Raw genomic sequence first — 17125 nt, 5'->3', positions numbered from 1 at the left:
GGGTAACCAATTGTTGAATCACATTCTCTGCAGACCAATCAACGACGAAGCCGTAGTGCGGTAATTTTGGGGATCAACTGTCCCAGAGGGAACAATGGCGCAAACGAGAAAAATCGTTGTCTTGGGATTGAGTGTGATCGCACTGGCAGTTGGGTGCACAACCGCCCCTGCAATTGTTTCGACACAGACACCTGTTGAACGGACGCAACGACTGCTTGCGATTGCAGAAGAGTATGACAAAAAAGGTCAGAGTCAGGCTGCACTCCGGATCTACGACCATCTGCTGATTCAACAACCGAATCATCGGGAAGCTCAGGAACGTCGACAGCTGCTTGCTGAACGCACCGGGCTGCCATCTTCCATGATAAATGATCCGCGGCATGTCTATGCGAGCCGTTCGTCATCCGGTCGAAATACGAATGCGATGATCAGAGGACCTGTCCCGACGTCGGCGGTTCCAGATAACTCACAGAAGAGTATCGACGCAGAGTTGAAAGCGGCCGCACTCCTGCGCCCTGTCAGTCCTGCAGAAAACTATCTGCAGTTTGCCGGAACAATTGAGGCTGCTGGCCCAGAGACAAACTCACTCAATGCGACATCCGAGTTGCGTCAGGTCTCTGCTGCGGTCAGTGAGAACGAACAGAAGACAAACGGTCGAAGAGAGAGTGTCTCTGAGCAAGCGGATTCGAAAGCAACGAAGCCGCTTCAGCCAGTGACATACTCACCGGAAGAGACTTCAGAAGCAGATGAAGGACGGTGGAAGAAGTTCAATCCGAAATCTTCTGAGCGTCACGGGGAAACAGCCGTTGCAGAGCCACTCTTCTCTGATCTGAAAGCGACCGGTCTCCGACGTCAGAGTAACGGTGATTCATTGTTACTGCTGAATCTGGAACAGCGAATGGACAGTTCATCACGGACTGAGCAAGTTGAGGCATTGTGTGAGGCGGCGGAATTGAAAGTGAATTCTCCAGTCGTTCTTGATGCGATTCGGGGTCGACTTGCTGATGAGGACATCTTAGTTCGCATTCATGCTGCCTGGGCATTTCGAGCGATCACCGGTGACGATGAAGTTTCACTTCGGATTCTGCGTGACTGTCTGAGCGAGAAGAATGAATCTGTATGCTGCCTTGCGATCTATCTCATCGGAGAGATCGGAACAGGTGCGGCCGCAGCGACACCAGATCTTGTTGAGTTGCGAGACGGGACACATGGAGTGCCGAGTCTGTATGCCAGCGAGGCGTTGATGAAGGTCTCGCCGGCCGATTTGCAATCGATCAATGTGTTGAAGGCGGCTCTTGCAAGCAATGAGCAACAGGTTCGCTGGGGCGCCGCAACCTTGTTAGGGAACGCAACCGGAGTCTTCCAAGTCGAAGCTGCGACGGCGTTGAAGTCTGCCATTCAGGACGAAGACATTCACGTCAGTGTTGCGGCCTGTCTCAGTCTGGGCGGATTCGGAAGTTACGGGGGAGTCGCTCTCGAGGAACTTCAGAACGCGGCTGATTTCGGAAATCAGGATGTGAGATTTGCTGCAGCAATCGCACTGGATTGCCTCCACGACAAGCAAGGATCGTGGGCATATTCCGTCGCGAAGAAGTAGACCGAATCGCTTAGCTGCCGAGCTTCGCTGATCGTGTTGATCTGCTTGCCATTTATTCCCAGATATCGCTGCTCAAGTTTATTTAAAGTAAGAGGACATACGAGTATGGAACTGCGGCCAACACAGAATAGCCGAAGCGACCTGAACTCGTTTGCTGCTGAAGCACCCAGAGTTCGCGAAAATCAGAGTGACTCTGGTGACAGCGGGACGGAATTGAATCTGATTCAGGCGGTCCTGGGACATAAGATTCTGCTGGTTTTCTTTCTCGCAGTCGGCGGAGGATTAGGTTACCTCCAGTATAAAGATACCCAACCCATCTTCGCTTCAAATGCCAGAATCCGGTTGATTCAGTCAGATCCAGTTCTGAAGATCGATGGACTTCAGGACATTATTGCGTCTCGGAATCCGATCGATACGCATCTGGTTCTGATGAAATCCCCGATGATTATTGAACGGGCAATACAGCTGGGACGACTTTCGCAGCTCCCGACACTCAAAGAGAATCCGAACTCGGTGATTACGTCAGGGCTCAAGGTGATGCGGAGCGATGACAGTAAGGAAATTCTCGATTTGCGATATCAGGGGAGTAATCCTGATGACTGTCGAGTTATTCTCAATAGCATTTTGATGGCCTATATCGATTATCTCCACGAGAGCCACGACACCTCATCGCGACGCACATTGGAGTTGATTACCGAGGCGAAAGACGAACTCAGTCGCACACTCGCGGATAAAGAAACGGAATACGCCAAGTTCCGCAACGAAGCCTCGTTGCTCTGGGCCGGAGACACCGGCAAGAACATCCATGCAGATCGCTTGTCCGGGATTGAATTTCAGCGAGCGAAGATCATGCTCGAAAGAACGATGCTTGTCTCTCAGCTTGATTCTGTGCAGGCATTGATTCGTAAAGGGGAAAATCGGGAAGCCATTTTTCTGATGATCGATCAACTGGATCGAGACGACAAAGACTCGCTCGCCAGTTCCTCTTCGAGATCATTGTCTCAACAGTTGATGCCGTTGTTGCTGGATGAGCAGTTGCTGTTGGAACGATTTGGGCCAGGGCATCCCAAAGTGAAGGAAATTCAGAAGAAGATTGAAGTCACCAGGGCACTGGTGGAACCGCAGGTTTCGGCACTTGATGGGGAATACCGTGATCAGCGGCCGGATCTTCTGAATGTCTATCTGGATTCATTGAAGCACGAAATTGTCACCCATGACAGGAAGATCGATCAGCTCAACAGCCTCTTTATTCTGGAAGAGGCTGCATCTAAGCGACTGTCGATGGAAGAGAATCAGAATCGTGCGTTGCGTGACGACTTGAGCCGATCAAAGCAACTCTTTGATACAGTCCTGACGAAACTGCAATCGGTTGAACTGACGAAAGATTCCGGATCAGTTTCCGCAGAACCGATTGTTCATCCGCAGACTGGTCAGAAGGTCTCACCTGATCTGATCAAGAATCTGCTGTTGGGCGGAATCGGTGGTCTCGTCGTCGGTGGGCTCCTGAGTGTGCTGATCGAGATGTCAGACCGGAGTTATCGGTCCCCAGCCGAAATTTCCCGGCATCTTGGAATTCCAGTGATCGGGCACGTTCCAGAGTCGGGTCACGTTCGATTGAAAGCAGCGAAAAAAGAGTCTTCTCTTGATCCGTCACTCGTTTCGATTCATCGCCCGAATTCCGGGATCACGGAAAGCTACCGAAATATCCGTACCGCCATCATGTTGGGGATGTCTGGAAGTCACCAGATTATTCAGGTGACAAGTGCCAATCCGGGAGACGGAAAATCGACGCTCAGTAGCAACCTGGCAGCGACCATTGCTCACACCGGGAAACGCTGTCTCCTGATCGATTGTGATCTGCGCCGGGCTCGGGTGCACAAATTATTCAATGTTCCTAATGATGTTGGACTCGTTTCCGTGGTGACCGGCAAGAATGATTTGGCCGAGACAATTCAATCGAGTTCGATCGCCAATCTGGATCTGCTAACAACCGGCCCACGTTGTAAATCGCCTGCGGAATTGTTGCTGGCTCCCGAGTTCCCGTTGATGCTGGAAGCCTTACGGAAGCAGTACGACATGATCATCGTAGACTCTCCGCCTGTTTTGGCCGTGTCTGATCCAGTTACCGTGGCGACGGCGGTCGATGGCGTTGTGCTGGTGACTCGTGTTGGGCGAAATTCTCGGGGGCCAATGGAACGGGTTCACGAGACATTGATGATGGTGAACGCCAACCTGCTCGGCGTTGTGGTCAACGGCATCAATGGTGAGCATTCCCGATACGGCAGTCGGTACTCTGCTTATCAGGGATACGCCTACCAGTATCAGTACGGGAAGAACGGAGCCTACTCCCGATACCATGATGAAGTGGTCGTCGCTAATGAATCCGCGTAGGCCGTTTCATCGTTGGTGGGCGGTAGAGAAATGATCAGCTTTGAGAAGAAGCATGGGAGTCGTTTTCAGCGTGGAAACTGACTTCCCGATAGGTGAGATCTGCTTCTCTCAGAAGTGCACGTGCCTGTTCGACGGAGTCCTTCCAGTAGGACTCCGTATTTTTGAACGGAATGGCCACAATTTCGACGATCCCGGCCTGAATGATTTCAACGGTACATCGCAGGCACGGAGGCCCTCCCCAGACGTTCTTGCTGTCGTCCGTCAACGCAAGGTACAAGGTACAGCCGCGAGTGCTGACCCCGATTCTGGCCGCGTTCAGAATGGCGTTCATCTCTGCGTGAACGACCAGTGATCGCTTCAGATCTTTATCGTTGAGACGTTCGGGGGTGTCTGCGATTCCGCGAGGCAGACCGTTGTATCCCATCGAGCGTACTTCACGGTCAGGCCCGACAATGACCGCGCCGACCTGAGTGGCAGGGTCTTTCGACATCCTCGCATTTTCTAACGCGAGATTGATGAAGTGCCGGTCCCATCTGAATTGATCTGACATGAATGACTCTTGAACGATTGGCTGGATGCTGCGGCAGGTGCTTGAGGGGCAGAAGTGACTTGATGGAGAATGATGGTCTCGATTTCTGGGGAAATAGATCGGATTCAGGTTTCAATAACAAGGCCTGTGACCCACGAGCACTGTTTGACCGCATGGTCTGTGAGTCGGATGAAGGAACGGTTCCTGATAAATTCCTCAGGCGATTGATCGACTCGCTTCTATCGGGTTGATAAGAGACTGTAAGCTGTTGCATTGCCTACCTCTCTGACAGAACACGGAGCTTTTCTATGAATCGTCGTGATTTTCTGACTACGTCTGCAATCGTGGGGACCACTCTCCCAACGTTCGCCAGCCATGCTTCTGAGCAAGTCGTCGCTGCGAAAGTCGATTCATCTGTTCGCAGGAAAGTGCTGATTCCAGCTGTCGCTCCAGATGTCCTTGCTGAGTGGACCGAAGTCGCTCCAACGCTCGAACTGGTTCAATGTCGCAATCAGAAGGAAGCGATTGAACAGGTAGGAACCGCTGAGGCGTCGATTGGGTTCATTAACCGCGACCTGATTCTTGCAGGCAAGTCACTGAAGTGGGTTCAGCAACCCAGCGCTGGTGTCGAAGTCGTGATGGAGATTCCTGAGCTCGTCGAGAGCAATATTCTCCTCACCAACATGCAACGGGCGTACGCACCTCAGATCGCAGATCAGGCACTCGGTTACCTGTTGGCATTCACTCGGCACTTAGATCATTTCATTCGAATTCAGTCGAAGCAGGAATGGCCGAAGGGCCAGCAAGGTTTTGTCCTGGACGAGTTGCCAGGGAAAACGCTTCTCGTGATCGGACTGGGGGGAATTGGCAGTGAAGTCGCCAGACGAGCCGCGGCGTTCGGAATGACAGTCCTCGCCACAGACCCCAAAGTCATGGAACGACCTCTCTTTGTGGCAGAGCTGCATCGCCCTGACGCGTTCCACTCGTTGCTGCCACGTGCTGATGTGGTTGTCTGTGCCGTTCCGTTGACGAAGGTCAGCCGCAAAATGATCGGCGAGCGCGAATTCGGCATGATGAAGACAGGCGTCATCCTGATTAATGTCGCTCGCGGAGGCATCGTCGACACTGATGCACTGATCGCTGCCCTCGACAGCAAAAAGGTCTCGGCGGCAGGTCTGGACGTGACTGACCCGGAACCACTTCCAACTGGTCACCCACTCTGGACAAGGAATGTCATTATCACCCCGCACAACGCCGCGATGTCGACCGGGACTGCCCTTCGCCGCAATGCGGTCATCAAAGAAAATCTGCGACGCTTCTCAGCGGGCGAAGCATTGATCAATGTTGTTGATAAGGCCGTCGGATACTGACGGAGCTGCCTGCGCAGATTTTCGAAGCAGGTTCCCTTCCCGCGACTTGCAGGAGGGGAGCCCGATTTCCGCTCATCAACGAAAAAACCGCTTTCAGAAATTCGACATAAGTCGAGAACTGAAAGCGGTTTGAGAAATTGCCCGACTAGGATTTGAACCTAGACTAAATGAATCAGAATCATTCGTGCTACCGTTACACCATCAGGCAGGTCAGGGGGAATGTTATTGACTTCTCCCCCCTCTGCCAAGCCAAAAAATCCCTGACCCAGTTCAGAACGGGAAGATTGGCCTGTCGGTGTGATAATCCCGCGGAACTGGAACGATTCTGACGTCGATCGACCTCACTCGGTGGTTTGCGGGATGAAGTTGCGCCACGCCTCATATTTACTGAGAGAAAGCTGACGGTTTAAAAGGGGGCTGCGTTTCGGTTTGACCGGTTTCTGAAGCAACCTCATTCCGGCTTCCGCTGGCGTCCGGCCTCCTTTGTCCACATTGCACTTCAGGCAGGCGCAGACAATGTTTTCCCACGTTTCTTCCCCTCCACGACTCTTGGGCAGAATGTGGTCGAGACTGAGTCGAAGCGAGCTGTAGCGTTTTCCGCAGTACTGGCAGCGGTGCCCGTCTCTCAGGAAAATATTGCGACGATTGAACTTCACGGTGGTTCGAGGAATTCGATCGTAGCTCAGCAAGCGGACGACTCTGGGAACCTGAATTCGAAAGTTGACCGCCCGAATCCAGTCTTCACTTTCGTTGATGTCGCCTAATTCCAGTTTCAATTCGCTCAGTTCTTGCCATGTTTCGAAGGTATAGCCGCAATAGGCTCCGCCTTCGACATGAATGACTTCTGCCTGACCTTTGGCGAGGAGACAGAACGCGCGGCGAACCGAGATCACCTGAATCGCGAGAAAGTTGCGGTTTAATGCAAGCACATTTGACTGCAACGCCGATGTCGTGGACGTCCGCCGCGAGGCGAACTGACCTTCCACGCCTTGGGCGTATGCATCTGGACAAGTGGAAAGCGCGAGAGAGACCATGAACGCTCCTCTGACCACCGATGCTGTGAGCTTGGCCGGCCTTATGAGCAACCACCGGATCTGCGAAGCCTGAAGCATCGAAAAATGTTGTCAGAATTCTACAAGTGAATTCTCGGGAAGACAACATTTTCTCTCGGCAGGTTCGCGTGATTCCAAAACCTGTGCAGAAAAGGAGATTGCTCTCTTGCATTGTCTGCAAGACGATGAATTCCCTGTGAAGACAAATCCGTGGTGGTTTGTGAGACAGGAGACGACCTGGACCGATTGATGAACGCGTCCTCTTCTGGAAAAGTGCTGACGTCTGCTGTGCTGACTGGTCATCGCCAAACCGGAGGGTGAGCCCTGTTGAAGAGGCCGAACCCGGAGACTCGGACGAAAGCTGACTGAATTGCAGGAGTCTGTTACGATTGTGACATGGACGACCCAACAACATTCCGCCCGAATTATCTGCGTGTCTGGCTGACGTTTTTCAGAAACTCGCTGGTCCGCTCAATGATGTTTCGAGGGCATTTTCTCATTGAGATGGTGACCCAGACGTTCTGGATTGCGGCTCAGATGATTCTGTTTGAGATTATCTACTCTAAAGTCAGTTCCATTCAGGACTGGTCCCAGTACGAGTATTTCGCCTTCCTCGCGACCGGAATGCTCATCAATGGGTTGGTGGAAGCGTTCTTCATGCCGAACTGCGCCAACATCAGTGAGTTGATTCGCACCGGGAATATGGATTTTGCATTGTTGAAGCCGATCGACACGCAGTTTCTGGTGTCATTTGAAACGGTCGACTTTGCGATGATCAATCAGGTGATGATTTCGTTAGGAATCCTTGGATTCTCGATCTGGAAGTTGGGCGTCACGATTACCGCCGTGAATGTGGCGATGTATCTGTTCATGGTCGTCATCGGAGTGGCGTTGTTCTATTCGCTAATGATTACGCTCGCGAGCACCAGCATCTGGATGGGGAGAAATCAGAGCCTCTATGAGTTCTGGTTTTACATTACCGTCTTTGCCCGATATCCACAGAACTTTTATCGACAGGCAATTGGGGGCGAAATCATCTGGTTCGCGTTCTCATTCATCCTGCCGATCCTCCTCGTTGTCACCGTTCCTGCGCGAGTCCTGCTCGAAAAAACGTTGGAACCCAATTCAACCGTTCTTGTCATCGCTCCGGTGATGACGCTGCTCTTCCTGTTCATCTCGCGTCGTATCTTTAACTGGTCACTCTCACATTACCGCAGCGCAAGCAGCTAGTGCCGTGATCAATGCCAGTTCACCTGTGAGTCGTGTTGCCAGTTCAGTCGTGTTTCAGGAGAGACAGGCTGCTCTCCGCAGTTGAAACATGTCGGCGAGCCCGTTGATGCATACTGAATGGACGAGAATTCAAAGGGAAATAGCAGCGTGGGGATAAGTGATCAGGAACTGGCGAACCTTATCAAGGAACAGGGGGCAAACCTCGGGTTCTCGCTGGTGGGGATCACTGCTGCTGCGCGTCCGGATACGTTGGACTTCTTTCGGGACTGGCTACAGCAGGGGTATCACGGCGAGATGAATTATCTCGAGCGTCGGGAAGATGCCTATGCAGACCAGAGCGGAGTCATGATTGGCGTTCGCTCGATTGTCGTTGTGGCGATGAACTACGGTCCCGGGCGACCAACGATCCCCGGTCATGGGCGTGTTGCTGCCTATGCTCAAGGAACAGCGGACTATCATGATTTGATGCGAACTCGGCTCAAGAAGCTCGCTGCTGTGATTCGTGAGAGTCGCCCGGAATCTCATAGTCGAGTGACAGTAGACACCGCCCCATTACTGGAGCGTGATCTTGCGAAACGTGCCGGGCTGGGCTGGTTCGGCAAGAATACCATGCTGATCAACAAGCATGCTGGCAGTTACTTTTTCCTGGGGGGGATTCTGACGAATACTCCCCTGCCTCCTGATCCAGAGCATGTTTCCAGTCATTGTGGAACCTGTACGCGCTGTCTGGATGCGTGTCCAACCGATGCTTTTGTCGGGCCGCATGTGCTGGATGCCCGAAAATGTATTGCCTATCTGACAATTGAACTTCGTGGAGAGCCGATTCCACGCGAGCTGCGATCCGGGGTTGAGGACTGGATGTTTGGATGTGATGTCTGTCAACAAGTCTGTCCGTGGAATCGCAAAGCGGCACCTGCTTCGGAACCACAGTTTCAGCCGATCGCCGCGACTCAACGCTCGGCTCTGGAGTTCCTTGAACTAGACGAACAGACATTCCGATCGGAACTCGAGAAGACGCCGTTATCTCGCCCGGGGGCTGCAAACATGGCTCGCAATGCAGCCATCGTGTTGGGGAATTCGAGAATGCCAGAATCCGTTCCTGTATTGATACGAACGTTGAATCACAACGATCCCGTTGTTCGAGCAACAGTTGCGTGGGCCCTCGGCAATATCGGGACGCAGGCCGCAAGAGAGAGCCTGCTAGAACGCTTCTCGATGGAAGCAGACGAGATGGTACGAGAAGAAATCCAGACGGCGCTCAGGAGGCCATGAATGACATAGACTCTTAAAGTGTGAGCCGTGAAGGCCTGAGTTGACTCAACAAAAATGAACAGGAGCGGGAGATCTCATTAGAGACTTCCCGCTCCTGACATTTTATATGAACGATTCCGGAAGGGCGACACTCCTGCGGAGTCGATTCAAACAAGGATCAGCCTGTACCGAGCTTCTGATCATAAGCTTCGAGATCCCGCATGAAGAGAGACAGTGTCGACTGCAAAGTGTCTCGCTGAATCTTCCAGATCGGGTTGTCGTCGGTGTATCTGCTGCAGTGTTCGATGAACAGCCTGTACAGGAACTTAAAGAGGTGCCGAGGAGCACGCAGGCGATCGAAGATTCCGACCAGTTCCGCTTCTGTAATCGACGGATCGAACAGGTCTTTCACTGAGATCGATTTGTCACCAAGTTTTGCACAGGCACGAATTCGGTCATTCGCGACGTCGTATAACCCCTGACCTGTCCAGCTCAGAGACAGAATCAGATTCTGCTTGTCGAGTCTCGACCGCTCGTAGAAATCTTTCTCCTGTCGGTTCAGATACGGAACAACGGTCGCCGGCAGCAGCAGCTTGAAGGCAACGCCTGGATGCTTCAGGAACTTGTTGTCGAAGAGCGGCCACACCAGATCTTTGATTCGCTCAGGGGACCCATGAACCAGATGGGGTTCGTCGACACGATCCATCAGTACGACAATGCTTGTGAAGCCAAGCGTCTTCAGGATTGACTGGAGCCGAGTCAACATTTCATACCGGTCATCGCCTCTCGGGCGACCGGGATACGGTTGGCCAATCAATTCGGACTGTTCGAATTTTGTCAGAATCTTACGAAGTGTTCCGATATTGTGGTCAACAACGCGGACCTGCCTCTGAACACTCCATGCTGTCCACCAGCACTTCAGTTGACGCCAGATCAATGGGGTCCAGAATCCCAGAACAATCAACCAGATCCACCAGTTCAAGAAGATCGCTTTGATCGAGCCACCGAGCCAGATGGTCAGAGCCACGACCGCAACGGTCCCGACGGCACCCAATGCAATGTCCCAGTGTGCCTTCCAGTTCGAGTACCGCAACTTGCGTCGCAGACTCGCCCAACGGTGAGGCAGAGACACGTCTCGATTGTGGTCATAGAAAGCCGAGAGAAGTTGAATGTCCCGTTTCTGTGGACGAGTCAGTTTAGCGATGGCATCGAGAGAAATGTTGTGAGATTCGTCCTTCTGGTCGCGTCCATCGTTTCGCAACGTATCGGCCAGACGACTGACTGCCAGTGTCAGAATACTGTCGAGATGGTCCCACAGGCGCCAGTTCTGCAGAGCACGTTCTGGTTTACGTTGCCTGTTTGAAAGTCGGTCGCGAAAGGTATCGAGGAACGGATTGAAGTCTTCGTATTGAACGATGAACGCCCGCTCGTTTGGATGCTCCAGATTGTATTTCTGAAGCTTGCCGACGATCTGCAGTCGGAGCGCCGTCTTTCCGCTCCCCTGCTCTCCGAAAACAACCGAAGTCGCCGGCGTCCCAGGATCGCCGTAGATCTTGTCCCATGCTGGATGATGGGTGCCGTTCAGGCAATGCTCGCGAAAGACCTGGTCAGAGGCGGCATCTTCCTGAGCAAACGGGTTCTCAGTAATGCCGTAATGGTCCAGTAGCTGGTGGACTTTCATAGGAAAAGCCGTTTCGTCGGCAGCCAGTCTAAGAAAAGTTGACGTTAAGATGGGAAGGATTACTCGGGTTTAACGCATGGTGGGCCGATGTGCAACCACGGTTTTCCCACATCAACAAAGGATGAAGTGACTTGTTTAAGCATCAGTGAAACTGCATGTCTTAGGTGCGGATTTACGCTGGAAAGACGCAGACGATTGCGGTGATACAGGATGCGATCAGAAATGACAGCCAAATGATGACGATTGCGGTCCGCCGGTCTTTTTTCCGAAATTCCGCCTGTTCGACAGTGTCTGTCTTTCCGATGGAACTGCTGACATTGAAAACACCGCGGATTCCATAAGCGGCGCAAAACTTCCAGAACGCCTGCAGAAATCCAATGGAGCCGATGAAGGCGGGCAGGATGATCGCAATACGAGCCAACGGAGGAATCTGATTGACGATCATGAAGAATGCAATCCCGACTGTAATGCCGTAACCTATTAAGGCAGTTGCGTATCGGGCGAACACTTCGTTCCGCCCCAGATTACAGACACCCGGAATGTACTTCCGATCTGATTTGGTCTCAGAATGTTGGACTGTCACAGACATTCTCCAGTTTTTTGATAAGGGATCGTTTTCAATTTGAAGAATGAACCGACTGGTTCGGCCTGTTTCGCTCGTGGAATCGTTCCGTAACGAAACGATTTTTCTGATGACGCAAGTGTAATCGTAGATACGAGTTGTGTTCGAAATAAATCTGTGGGATCACAAGAAGTGTGAATTCTGACCACTCTTCGTTCCGAAAACTACCTGATCTGTTTGACTGTTTTGGTTTTGCTATTTCACTGATTCCCCGGAATGGTCAAAATTTCGTTGGTCTTCGGTCGTTACGGAATTGGAAGAACCAACTATAATCTGATGTTTCAAATTCTCAGATGAGTCCCTTGCTTTGCTACTCGCCCCAATCGGGTCGAGTGCGAAGAATTCGGGATCGAGTTTTTTCAGGGTGCGGCTGACCTGTCATTAGAGAATCCATATCAATTTCTGGAATCTCTGTAGCCGAAATCAGTACTGGGGCTGAAGTTGACGCTCGCTCCCGGGATTGATGAACGAAAGTGTTAAGAAACAGATTGAACCGAGGGGACGCTCATCAGCTGCCTCCGGAGTTCAGCAGTAAAGGATTCTCTGCGCGATGAGCAGACGTGTCGTAGTCACTGGTGTTGGTTGTGTATGTCCCGTTGGACACGATCCTCGTACTGCCTGGAAAGCAGTTCTGGAAGGAAAGTCAGGTATTGGCCCGATCACTCGGTTTGATACAACTGGATATCCAACCACGTTTGCTGCCGAAGTTCGGAACTTCAATCTTCTGAACTGGTGCCCAAAAGACGTTGTTGATTCACTCGATTTTGCGACAGAGCACCTGCCGTACGGAATCGCCGCTGCGGTTCAGGCAGTTCAGGACTCGGGTCTTGATATTCAGAATATTGAAGACCGCACTCGCTTTGGGGTTTACCTTGGAGCAGGTGAAGGGGGCCAGAATTTCAACCAGTTCATGGGGATCATCGCAGATTCACTGAATGGATCCGCTGACTTCCGTATGGACCAGTTCACCGAACTCGCCTTGCAGCGGTTGAATCCGAAAGCGGAAGGGTTCCTTGAGCCAAACATGTTGTCTGCACGTATTGCAGGCATGTTTGGAGCACAGGGGCCGAACGCAAATACTCTGACGGCGTGTGCCGCTTCGGCTCAGGCAATTGGGGAAGGCCGCGACTTCATTCGCAACGGTCTGGCTGACATCATGATTGTCGGGGGAGCCCACTGCATGATTCACCAGTACGGTGTGACAGGGTTCTCCTTGTTGACGGCATTGTCTCGTCGCAATGACAATCCACAGGCCGCTTCTCGACCATTCGATCGTGAACGCGATGGCTTCGTCATGGGCGAAGGCGGCGCGATGCTCGTGCTCGAAGAGTATGAACACGCCAAGCAGCGCGGGGCAAAGATCTATGGCGAAATCCTCGGATACGGAGTTGCTTGCGACGCGTACCGAATTACGGACATCCCGCCAGATGGAAACGGATTGGCTCGCGCGATGAAGGTCGCTTTGACAAACGCGAAGCTAAACCCGGAAGATATTTCCTACGTGAACGCTCACGGAACCAGCACCGGTGCCAACGACAAGACTGAGACCCTGGCATTGAAGACAGGGTTGGGCGAACAGGCTTATAAGACGCCGATTTCAAGTACCAAGAGCATGACAGGTCACCTTGTCGCTGCATGCGGTGCTCTGGAAGCGATCTTCTCACTCTATGCACTGGCAGAGAACGTCCTCCCACCAACGATCAACTACGAGTATCCAGATCCAGACTGCGATCTGGATTATATCCCGAACCAGGCTCGTCAGGTCCCAGTGAATGCTGTGATGACCAACAACTCTGGCTTCGGCGGTCAAAATGTCTCGTTAATTCTTGCACGTGCGTAGTCTCGGACCCGTCCTTAACGGACCGGTTTGATGATGCGTTGATGAGAAAAGCCTCAGCAGGGTTTCCTGTTGAGGCTTTTCCTTTTTGCAGAAGACTTTCCCGCGTCTTTGTTCCTCCACGACGTTTGGAATGCCAATTCGCAGACTTCGGTATGGCGACGGAGTGGGAGTGGTGGTATCGTTGTCGTTGCATCAAAAATGCCACAACCGAAATTCAGGAATGTGAATCTCGCAATCGATTCATGTGAAAACGAGACCAGTTAAGGTCTTATGGCATCGTGGCGAGTCGAATTCCGCTTCCTGCGTTCTTGGCTTTGCTAAGCAGGGACAAGCGAACGACGGGGAGCTGGCGTCGATCAATTGGGCCGTGATTGATCGGGTAAGATGCGTTGGCGCAAGGAAAACGGTCGACTCCTTACACTCGTAAATCAGAGGATAATAAATGCGTTTCTCTCATCAGCTGATGGCGGCTTTGGCAATTTCATTGTTCAGCGTGCAAGGTGTCATGGCTGAACAGGTGAAGGTGGAAGGTGTTCACATCTGCTGCGGCGGTTGCGTCAAAGGTGTGAACAAAGCGATGACCGGTGTCGCTGGTGTGACAGGTTTGAAGGTGTCACAGGACGACGAAACCGTCACTTTTGAAGCAAAAGACGATGAGGCCGCACTGGCTGGTCTGAACGCACTCGCAAAAGGGGGCTACTACGGTAAGCCATCTCGCCAGGGCCCAGACTTCACAATCGATGCGAGCAAGAAGCAGGACGAAGTTCAAATCACCGGTTTGCATCTCTGTTGTGGAGCCTGTGTGAAGGCTGTTCAGGGAGCACTCAAGGGAGTTCCGGGAGTGAAGAACGTGACTTCTGAAGCTCGATCCGGAAAAGTTGTTATCAAAGGTGACAAGGTGAGCCTCGCAGAAACATTGAAGGCTCTGCACGAGAACGGCTTCCACGGAACTGTGAAATAATGAACCAGTGAGATATCGGAGCCGCGAACGAAGTGCTTCGACACTGAAAATTTGAAAGCCAGGGTGAACTGTTTCGGAGGGATCTTCTCTGGGAAAAAGGGGAGTCCCGAAATCAGTTTCCATCTGATATCCTGCAGCCGCCGACCAGTTGAGTTGGCGGCTGTTCTTGTTTGAACGGCAGCGAATCAATTGTGTTTCAGTAATGTGATTCATGACGTATCGGGTGGAACTTGATCTGTTCACAGGTCCATTGGATCTGTTGCTTTACCTCGTTCGGCGGAACGAGGTCGATATCGTTGATTTGCCCATTGCCAAGATCGCGCAACAGTTCCATGAGTTTCTGGAAGTCCTGCAAACTCTCGACCTTGATCTGGTCGGCGACTTCGTCGTGATGGCAAGCACTCTCGTCGAAATCAAAAGTCGGAATGTTCTGCCGACTCGAAATGAAGACGAAGATCTGGCCGTGGCAATGAACGCGAATGGAGACCCGCGGTCAGACCTGATTAGACAATTGCTGGATTACAAACAGTTCAAAGATGCGGCCAACAAGCTGGATGAACGTGCTCAGCAGTGGCAGGAGCGTTATCCGCGATTGACCGATGAACGCCCATCGTCCGGGAAGGACCCTGCGGCGGATCGCATCAAAGAAGTGGAACTGTGGGACCTCGTCAGTGCGCTGGGGCGCATTCTCAAACGAAAAGAAGTCGAATCAGATTCGACGATCCGTTATGACGAGACGCCGATTCAGACGTACGTTGAGCAAATCGGGGCACTGATCCGGGAACTAGGTCGAGTGGAGTTTTCGTCTCTCTTTGGGGAGGAATCCATTCGCAGTAAGATCATCGGGATGTTTCTGGCAGTGCTCGAACTGATTCGCCATCACGGCTATCGATGCGAACAGCCGAACGATTTCGGTGAGATTATGCTGCTCCCTCCTCTCCCGATTGAGGAAGTGATCAGTGAAAATTCAATCGATTCTGAACCGACAAGTCCCGCGCTGGACACTTCGCCAGAGCCCGACGCGGCGTCCTGATCACTCGCATTCTGATCCTGTCATGCGTTCGGGGACCGGCTTTCGATTCGGACGCATGCAGCCGCAGGTCAACTGTCGGGTTTCAGCTCGCCGGATGTTTAAAAGCGCTCGTGCTGTGTGACAAGTTCGCCCTTTTGTGAAATTGAAATCATAAAGAGGGAGAAACTGAGTTCCCGGCAGGCGGAATTTTTGAAACCGGATGGAGGTGTTGTGTATCATTCTGAAATGATACAGAGAGAGATGTGTCGATGTTTTGAGTGGTTGCCTGAGATGCGGGATTGAATTGCGGCCACGATGTTCGCTGAAAAGTTGAGTTCCATGTCCCGAATCATTGCCGCTTTACGATTACGGTGCCCCCGGTGTCTGAAAGGGAAGTTATTCCGTTCTTACACCAAGATGCACGATGAATGCTCTCAATGCGGTCTCGCATTCACGCCTGCCCCGGGCTTTTACATCGGATCGATTTACCCAAATTACGCAACGACAGTGGTGCTCGGGACGGCGTTGTACTGGCTGCTTGCGTTTGGTTTAAAGTTCGACCAAATCACGGTCTTCTGGATCTGCATCGGATTTATCTGTCTGTTTCCAATTTGGTTTAATCCGTACGCGCGAAGTATCTGGATGTCGCTTGTCTATCAGGCGAATCCCGGTGACGCTGACCAGAAGACTCACACAGAAAATAAGTCGGAGAAGTCGCCACCTCACGAACCAGACAAGAAGAGCTAGGTTGGGCCTCGTCAGATTTCTTCTCATCGACTGAAACTGCGACTGCGTGACTGAATCAGGACAGCGAAGTATGCGGAAAATTCCAGAATCGTCAGCGTCGGCTCAACGTATCGTCATTGCCATGACAGGCGCGAGCGGTGCCGCATATGGAATTCGTCTGCTGGAGGTTCTGCTGTCAGCCGGTTATCAGGTGCATCTCACCTTGAGCTCGGCGGCCATCAAGGTCTTTCAGGAAGAACTCAAGTCACCGCTGACAATGGATCTCTTTCAAGCTGATCCACTGGGTTCACTGCGGCAACTGATTCAAAAGATTCATGCAGACTACTCGCAGCCTGACCGACCGATGTTGTCGTTGGATCATGCGAATCTGGTCTATCATTCAAGTCATGACTACAACGCAGGCATTGCGAGTGGATCGTTTTTGACTTCCGGAATGGTTGTTTGCCCGTGCTCGATGGGGACGTTGGCAAGTCTCGCGAATGGCATCTCGACGAACCTGATTCATCGTGCGGCTGACGTACATCTGAAGGAACGAAGAAAGCTGATCGTTGTTCCGCGCGAGACTCCGCTGGGAACGATTCCGCTCCAGAATATGAAAACCCTGACAGACGCCGGAGCTGTGATTCTTCCAGCGATGCCAGGGTTCTATCATCATCCAACGTCGATTCTCGATCTGATCGACTTCATTGTCGGACGAATCTGCGATCAACTCGGAGTGCCGGTTGAACTTGTTCGTCGCTGGGGGAAAGACCAGTAATCAGACGCGATCGAACTGGTCTAAATCATTCCCAGAAATCATGCAGCGTCGCTGGCACGCGGGATTCAGCTTTCTCTCTTGAAGG

At 52.1% G+C, this 17125-nt stretch carries 14 protein-coding genes and 1 tRNA gene; 10 read left to right on the top strand and 5 right to left on the bottom strand.

Going from position 1 to position 17125, the window contains the following annotated elements; genetic code table 11:
- The first annotated feature begins 94 nt into the window (after positions 1 to 94).
- Together SH527x_RS14630 and SH527x_RS14625 are read left to right on the top strand one after the other, a co-directional pair.
- On the top strand, positions 95 to 1597 hold the full coding sequence (locus tag SH527x_RS14630) for a HEAT repeat domain-containing protein (protein ID WP_437191417.1): 1503 nt from the start codon (positions 95 to 97) through the stop codon (positions 1595 to 1597).
- Positions 1598 to 1702: 105 nt separating this feature from the next.
- Entirely contained in the window at positions 1703 to 3988 is a 2286-nt protein-coding gene (locus SH527x_RS14625; protein ID WP_437191416.1) for a polysaccharide biosynthesis tyrosine autokinase, read from the top strand.
- A 34-nt stretch (positions 3989 to 4022) separates the two neighbouring features.
- On the opposite strand, the gene SH527x_RS14620 is transcribed toward SH527x_RS14625, so the two are convergent.
- Positions 4023 to 4538 carry a deoxycytidylate deaminase gene (locus SH527x_RS14620; RefSeq protein ID WP_437191415.1) on the bottom strand — a complete coding sequence of 172 codons (516 nt, stop codon included), beginning with the start codon at positions 4536 to 4538 and terminating at the stop codon, positions 4023 to 4025.
- 287 nt (positions 4539 to 4825) lie between these two features.
- On the opposite strand from SH527x_RS14620, the gene SH527x_RS14615 reads away from it, so the two are divergent.
- Complete coding sequence (locus tag SH527x_RS14615) at positions 4826 to 5887, top strand: D-2-hydroxyacid dehydrogenase (RefSeq protein WP_437191414.1); 1062 nt, start codon at positions 4826 to 4828, stop codon at positions 5885 to 5887.
- 137 nt (positions 5888 to 6024) lie between these two features.
- On the opposite strand, the gene SH527x_RS14610 is transcribed toward SH527x_RS14615, so the two are convergent.
- A tRNA-Gln gene (locus SH527x_RS14610) sits at positions 6025 to 6095 on the bottom strand.
- Between the two features lie 133 nt (positions 6096 to 6228).
- Positions 6229 to 6921, bottom strand: coding sequence for an HNH endonuclease (locus tag SH527x_RS14605; RefSeq protein ID WP_437191413.1), 693 nt, complete (start codon positions 6919 to 6921; stop codon positions 6229 to 6231).
- 414 nt (positions 6922 to 7335) lie between these two features.
- Here SH527x_RS14605 and SH527x_RS14600 point away from each other — a divergent pair, with 414 nt between their 5' ends.
- Entirely contained in the window at positions 7336 to 8169 is an 834-nt protein-coding gene (locus SH527x_RS14600) for an ABC transporter permease (RefSeq protein ID WP_437191412.1), read from the top strand.
- A 117-nt stretch (positions 8170 to 8286) separates the two neighbouring features.
- Positions 8287 to 9441: a tRNA epoxyqueuosine(34) reductase QueG gene (gene queG, locus SH527x_RS14595; RefSeq protein ID WP_437191410.1), complete on the top strand. Its 1155-nt coding sequence runs from the start codon at positions 8287 to 8289 to the stop codon at positions 9439 to 9441.
- Between the two features lie 157 nt (positions 9442 to 9598).
- On the opposite strand, the gene SH527x_RS14590 is transcribed toward queG, so the two are convergent.
- Positions 9599 to 11101: a hypothetical protein gene (locus SH527x_RS14590; protein ID WP_437191409.1), complete on the bottom strand. Its 1503-nt coding sequence runs from the start codon at positions 11099 to 11101 to the stop codon at positions 9599 to 9601.
- A 172-nt stretch (positions 11102 to 11273) separates the two neighbouring features.
- The gene (locus SH527x_RS14585) at positions 11274 to 11684 is read right to left on the bottom strand and encodes a hypothetical protein (RefSeq protein ID WP_437191408.1); all 411 of its coding nucleotides are present in this window, start codon (positions 11682 to 11684) and stop codon (positions 11274 to 11276) included.
- A 589-nt stretch (positions 11685 to 12273) separates the two neighbouring features.
- Here SH527x_RS14585 and SH527x_RS14580 point away from each other — a divergent pair.
- From SH527x_RS14580 to SH527x_RS14560, 5 genes are all read left to right on the top strand, one after another.
- A complete protein-coding gene (locus SH527x_RS14580; protein WP_437191407.1) occupies positions 12274 to 13563 on the top strand; it encodes a beta-ketoacyl-[acyl-carrier-protein] synthase family protein in 1290 nt (429 codons plus the stop codon).
- Positions 13564 to 14005: 442 nt separating this feature from the next.
- A complete protein-coding gene (locus SH527x_RS14575; protein WP_437191406.1) occupies positions 14006 to 14524 on the top strand; it encodes a heavy-metal-associated domain-containing protein in 519 nt (172 codons plus the stop codon).
- Between the two features lie 211 nt (positions 14525 to 14735).
- Entirely contained in the window at positions 14736 to 15557 is an 822-nt protein-coding gene (locus SH527x_RS14570; RefSeq protein ID WP_437191405.1) for a segregation and condensation protein A, read from the top strand.
- A 318-nt stretch (positions 15558 to 15875) separates the two neighbouring features.
- Complete coding sequence (locus SH527x_RS14565) at positions 15876 to 16283, top strand: DUF983 domain-containing protein (RefSeq protein ID WP_437191404.1); 408 nt, start codon at positions 15876 to 15878, stop codon at positions 16281 to 16283.
- 70 nt (positions 16284 to 16353) lie between these two features.
- Entirely contained in the window at positions 16354 to 17040 is a 687-nt protein-coding gene (locus tag SH527x_RS14560) for a UbiX family flavin prenyltransferase (RefSeq protein WP_437191403.1), read from the top strand.
- Positions 17041 to 17125: the final 85 nt, after the last annotated feature.

It is taken from the genome of Planctomicrobium limosum (assembly GCF_051465645.1).
Taxonomy (GTDB): domain Bacteria; phylum Planctomycetota; class Planctomycetia; order Planctomycetales; family Planctomycetaceae; genus Planctomicrobium.
The sequence above is the reverse complement of the archived record's forward strand: the minus strand, read 5'-3'. Positions and strand labels throughout refer to the sequence as shown.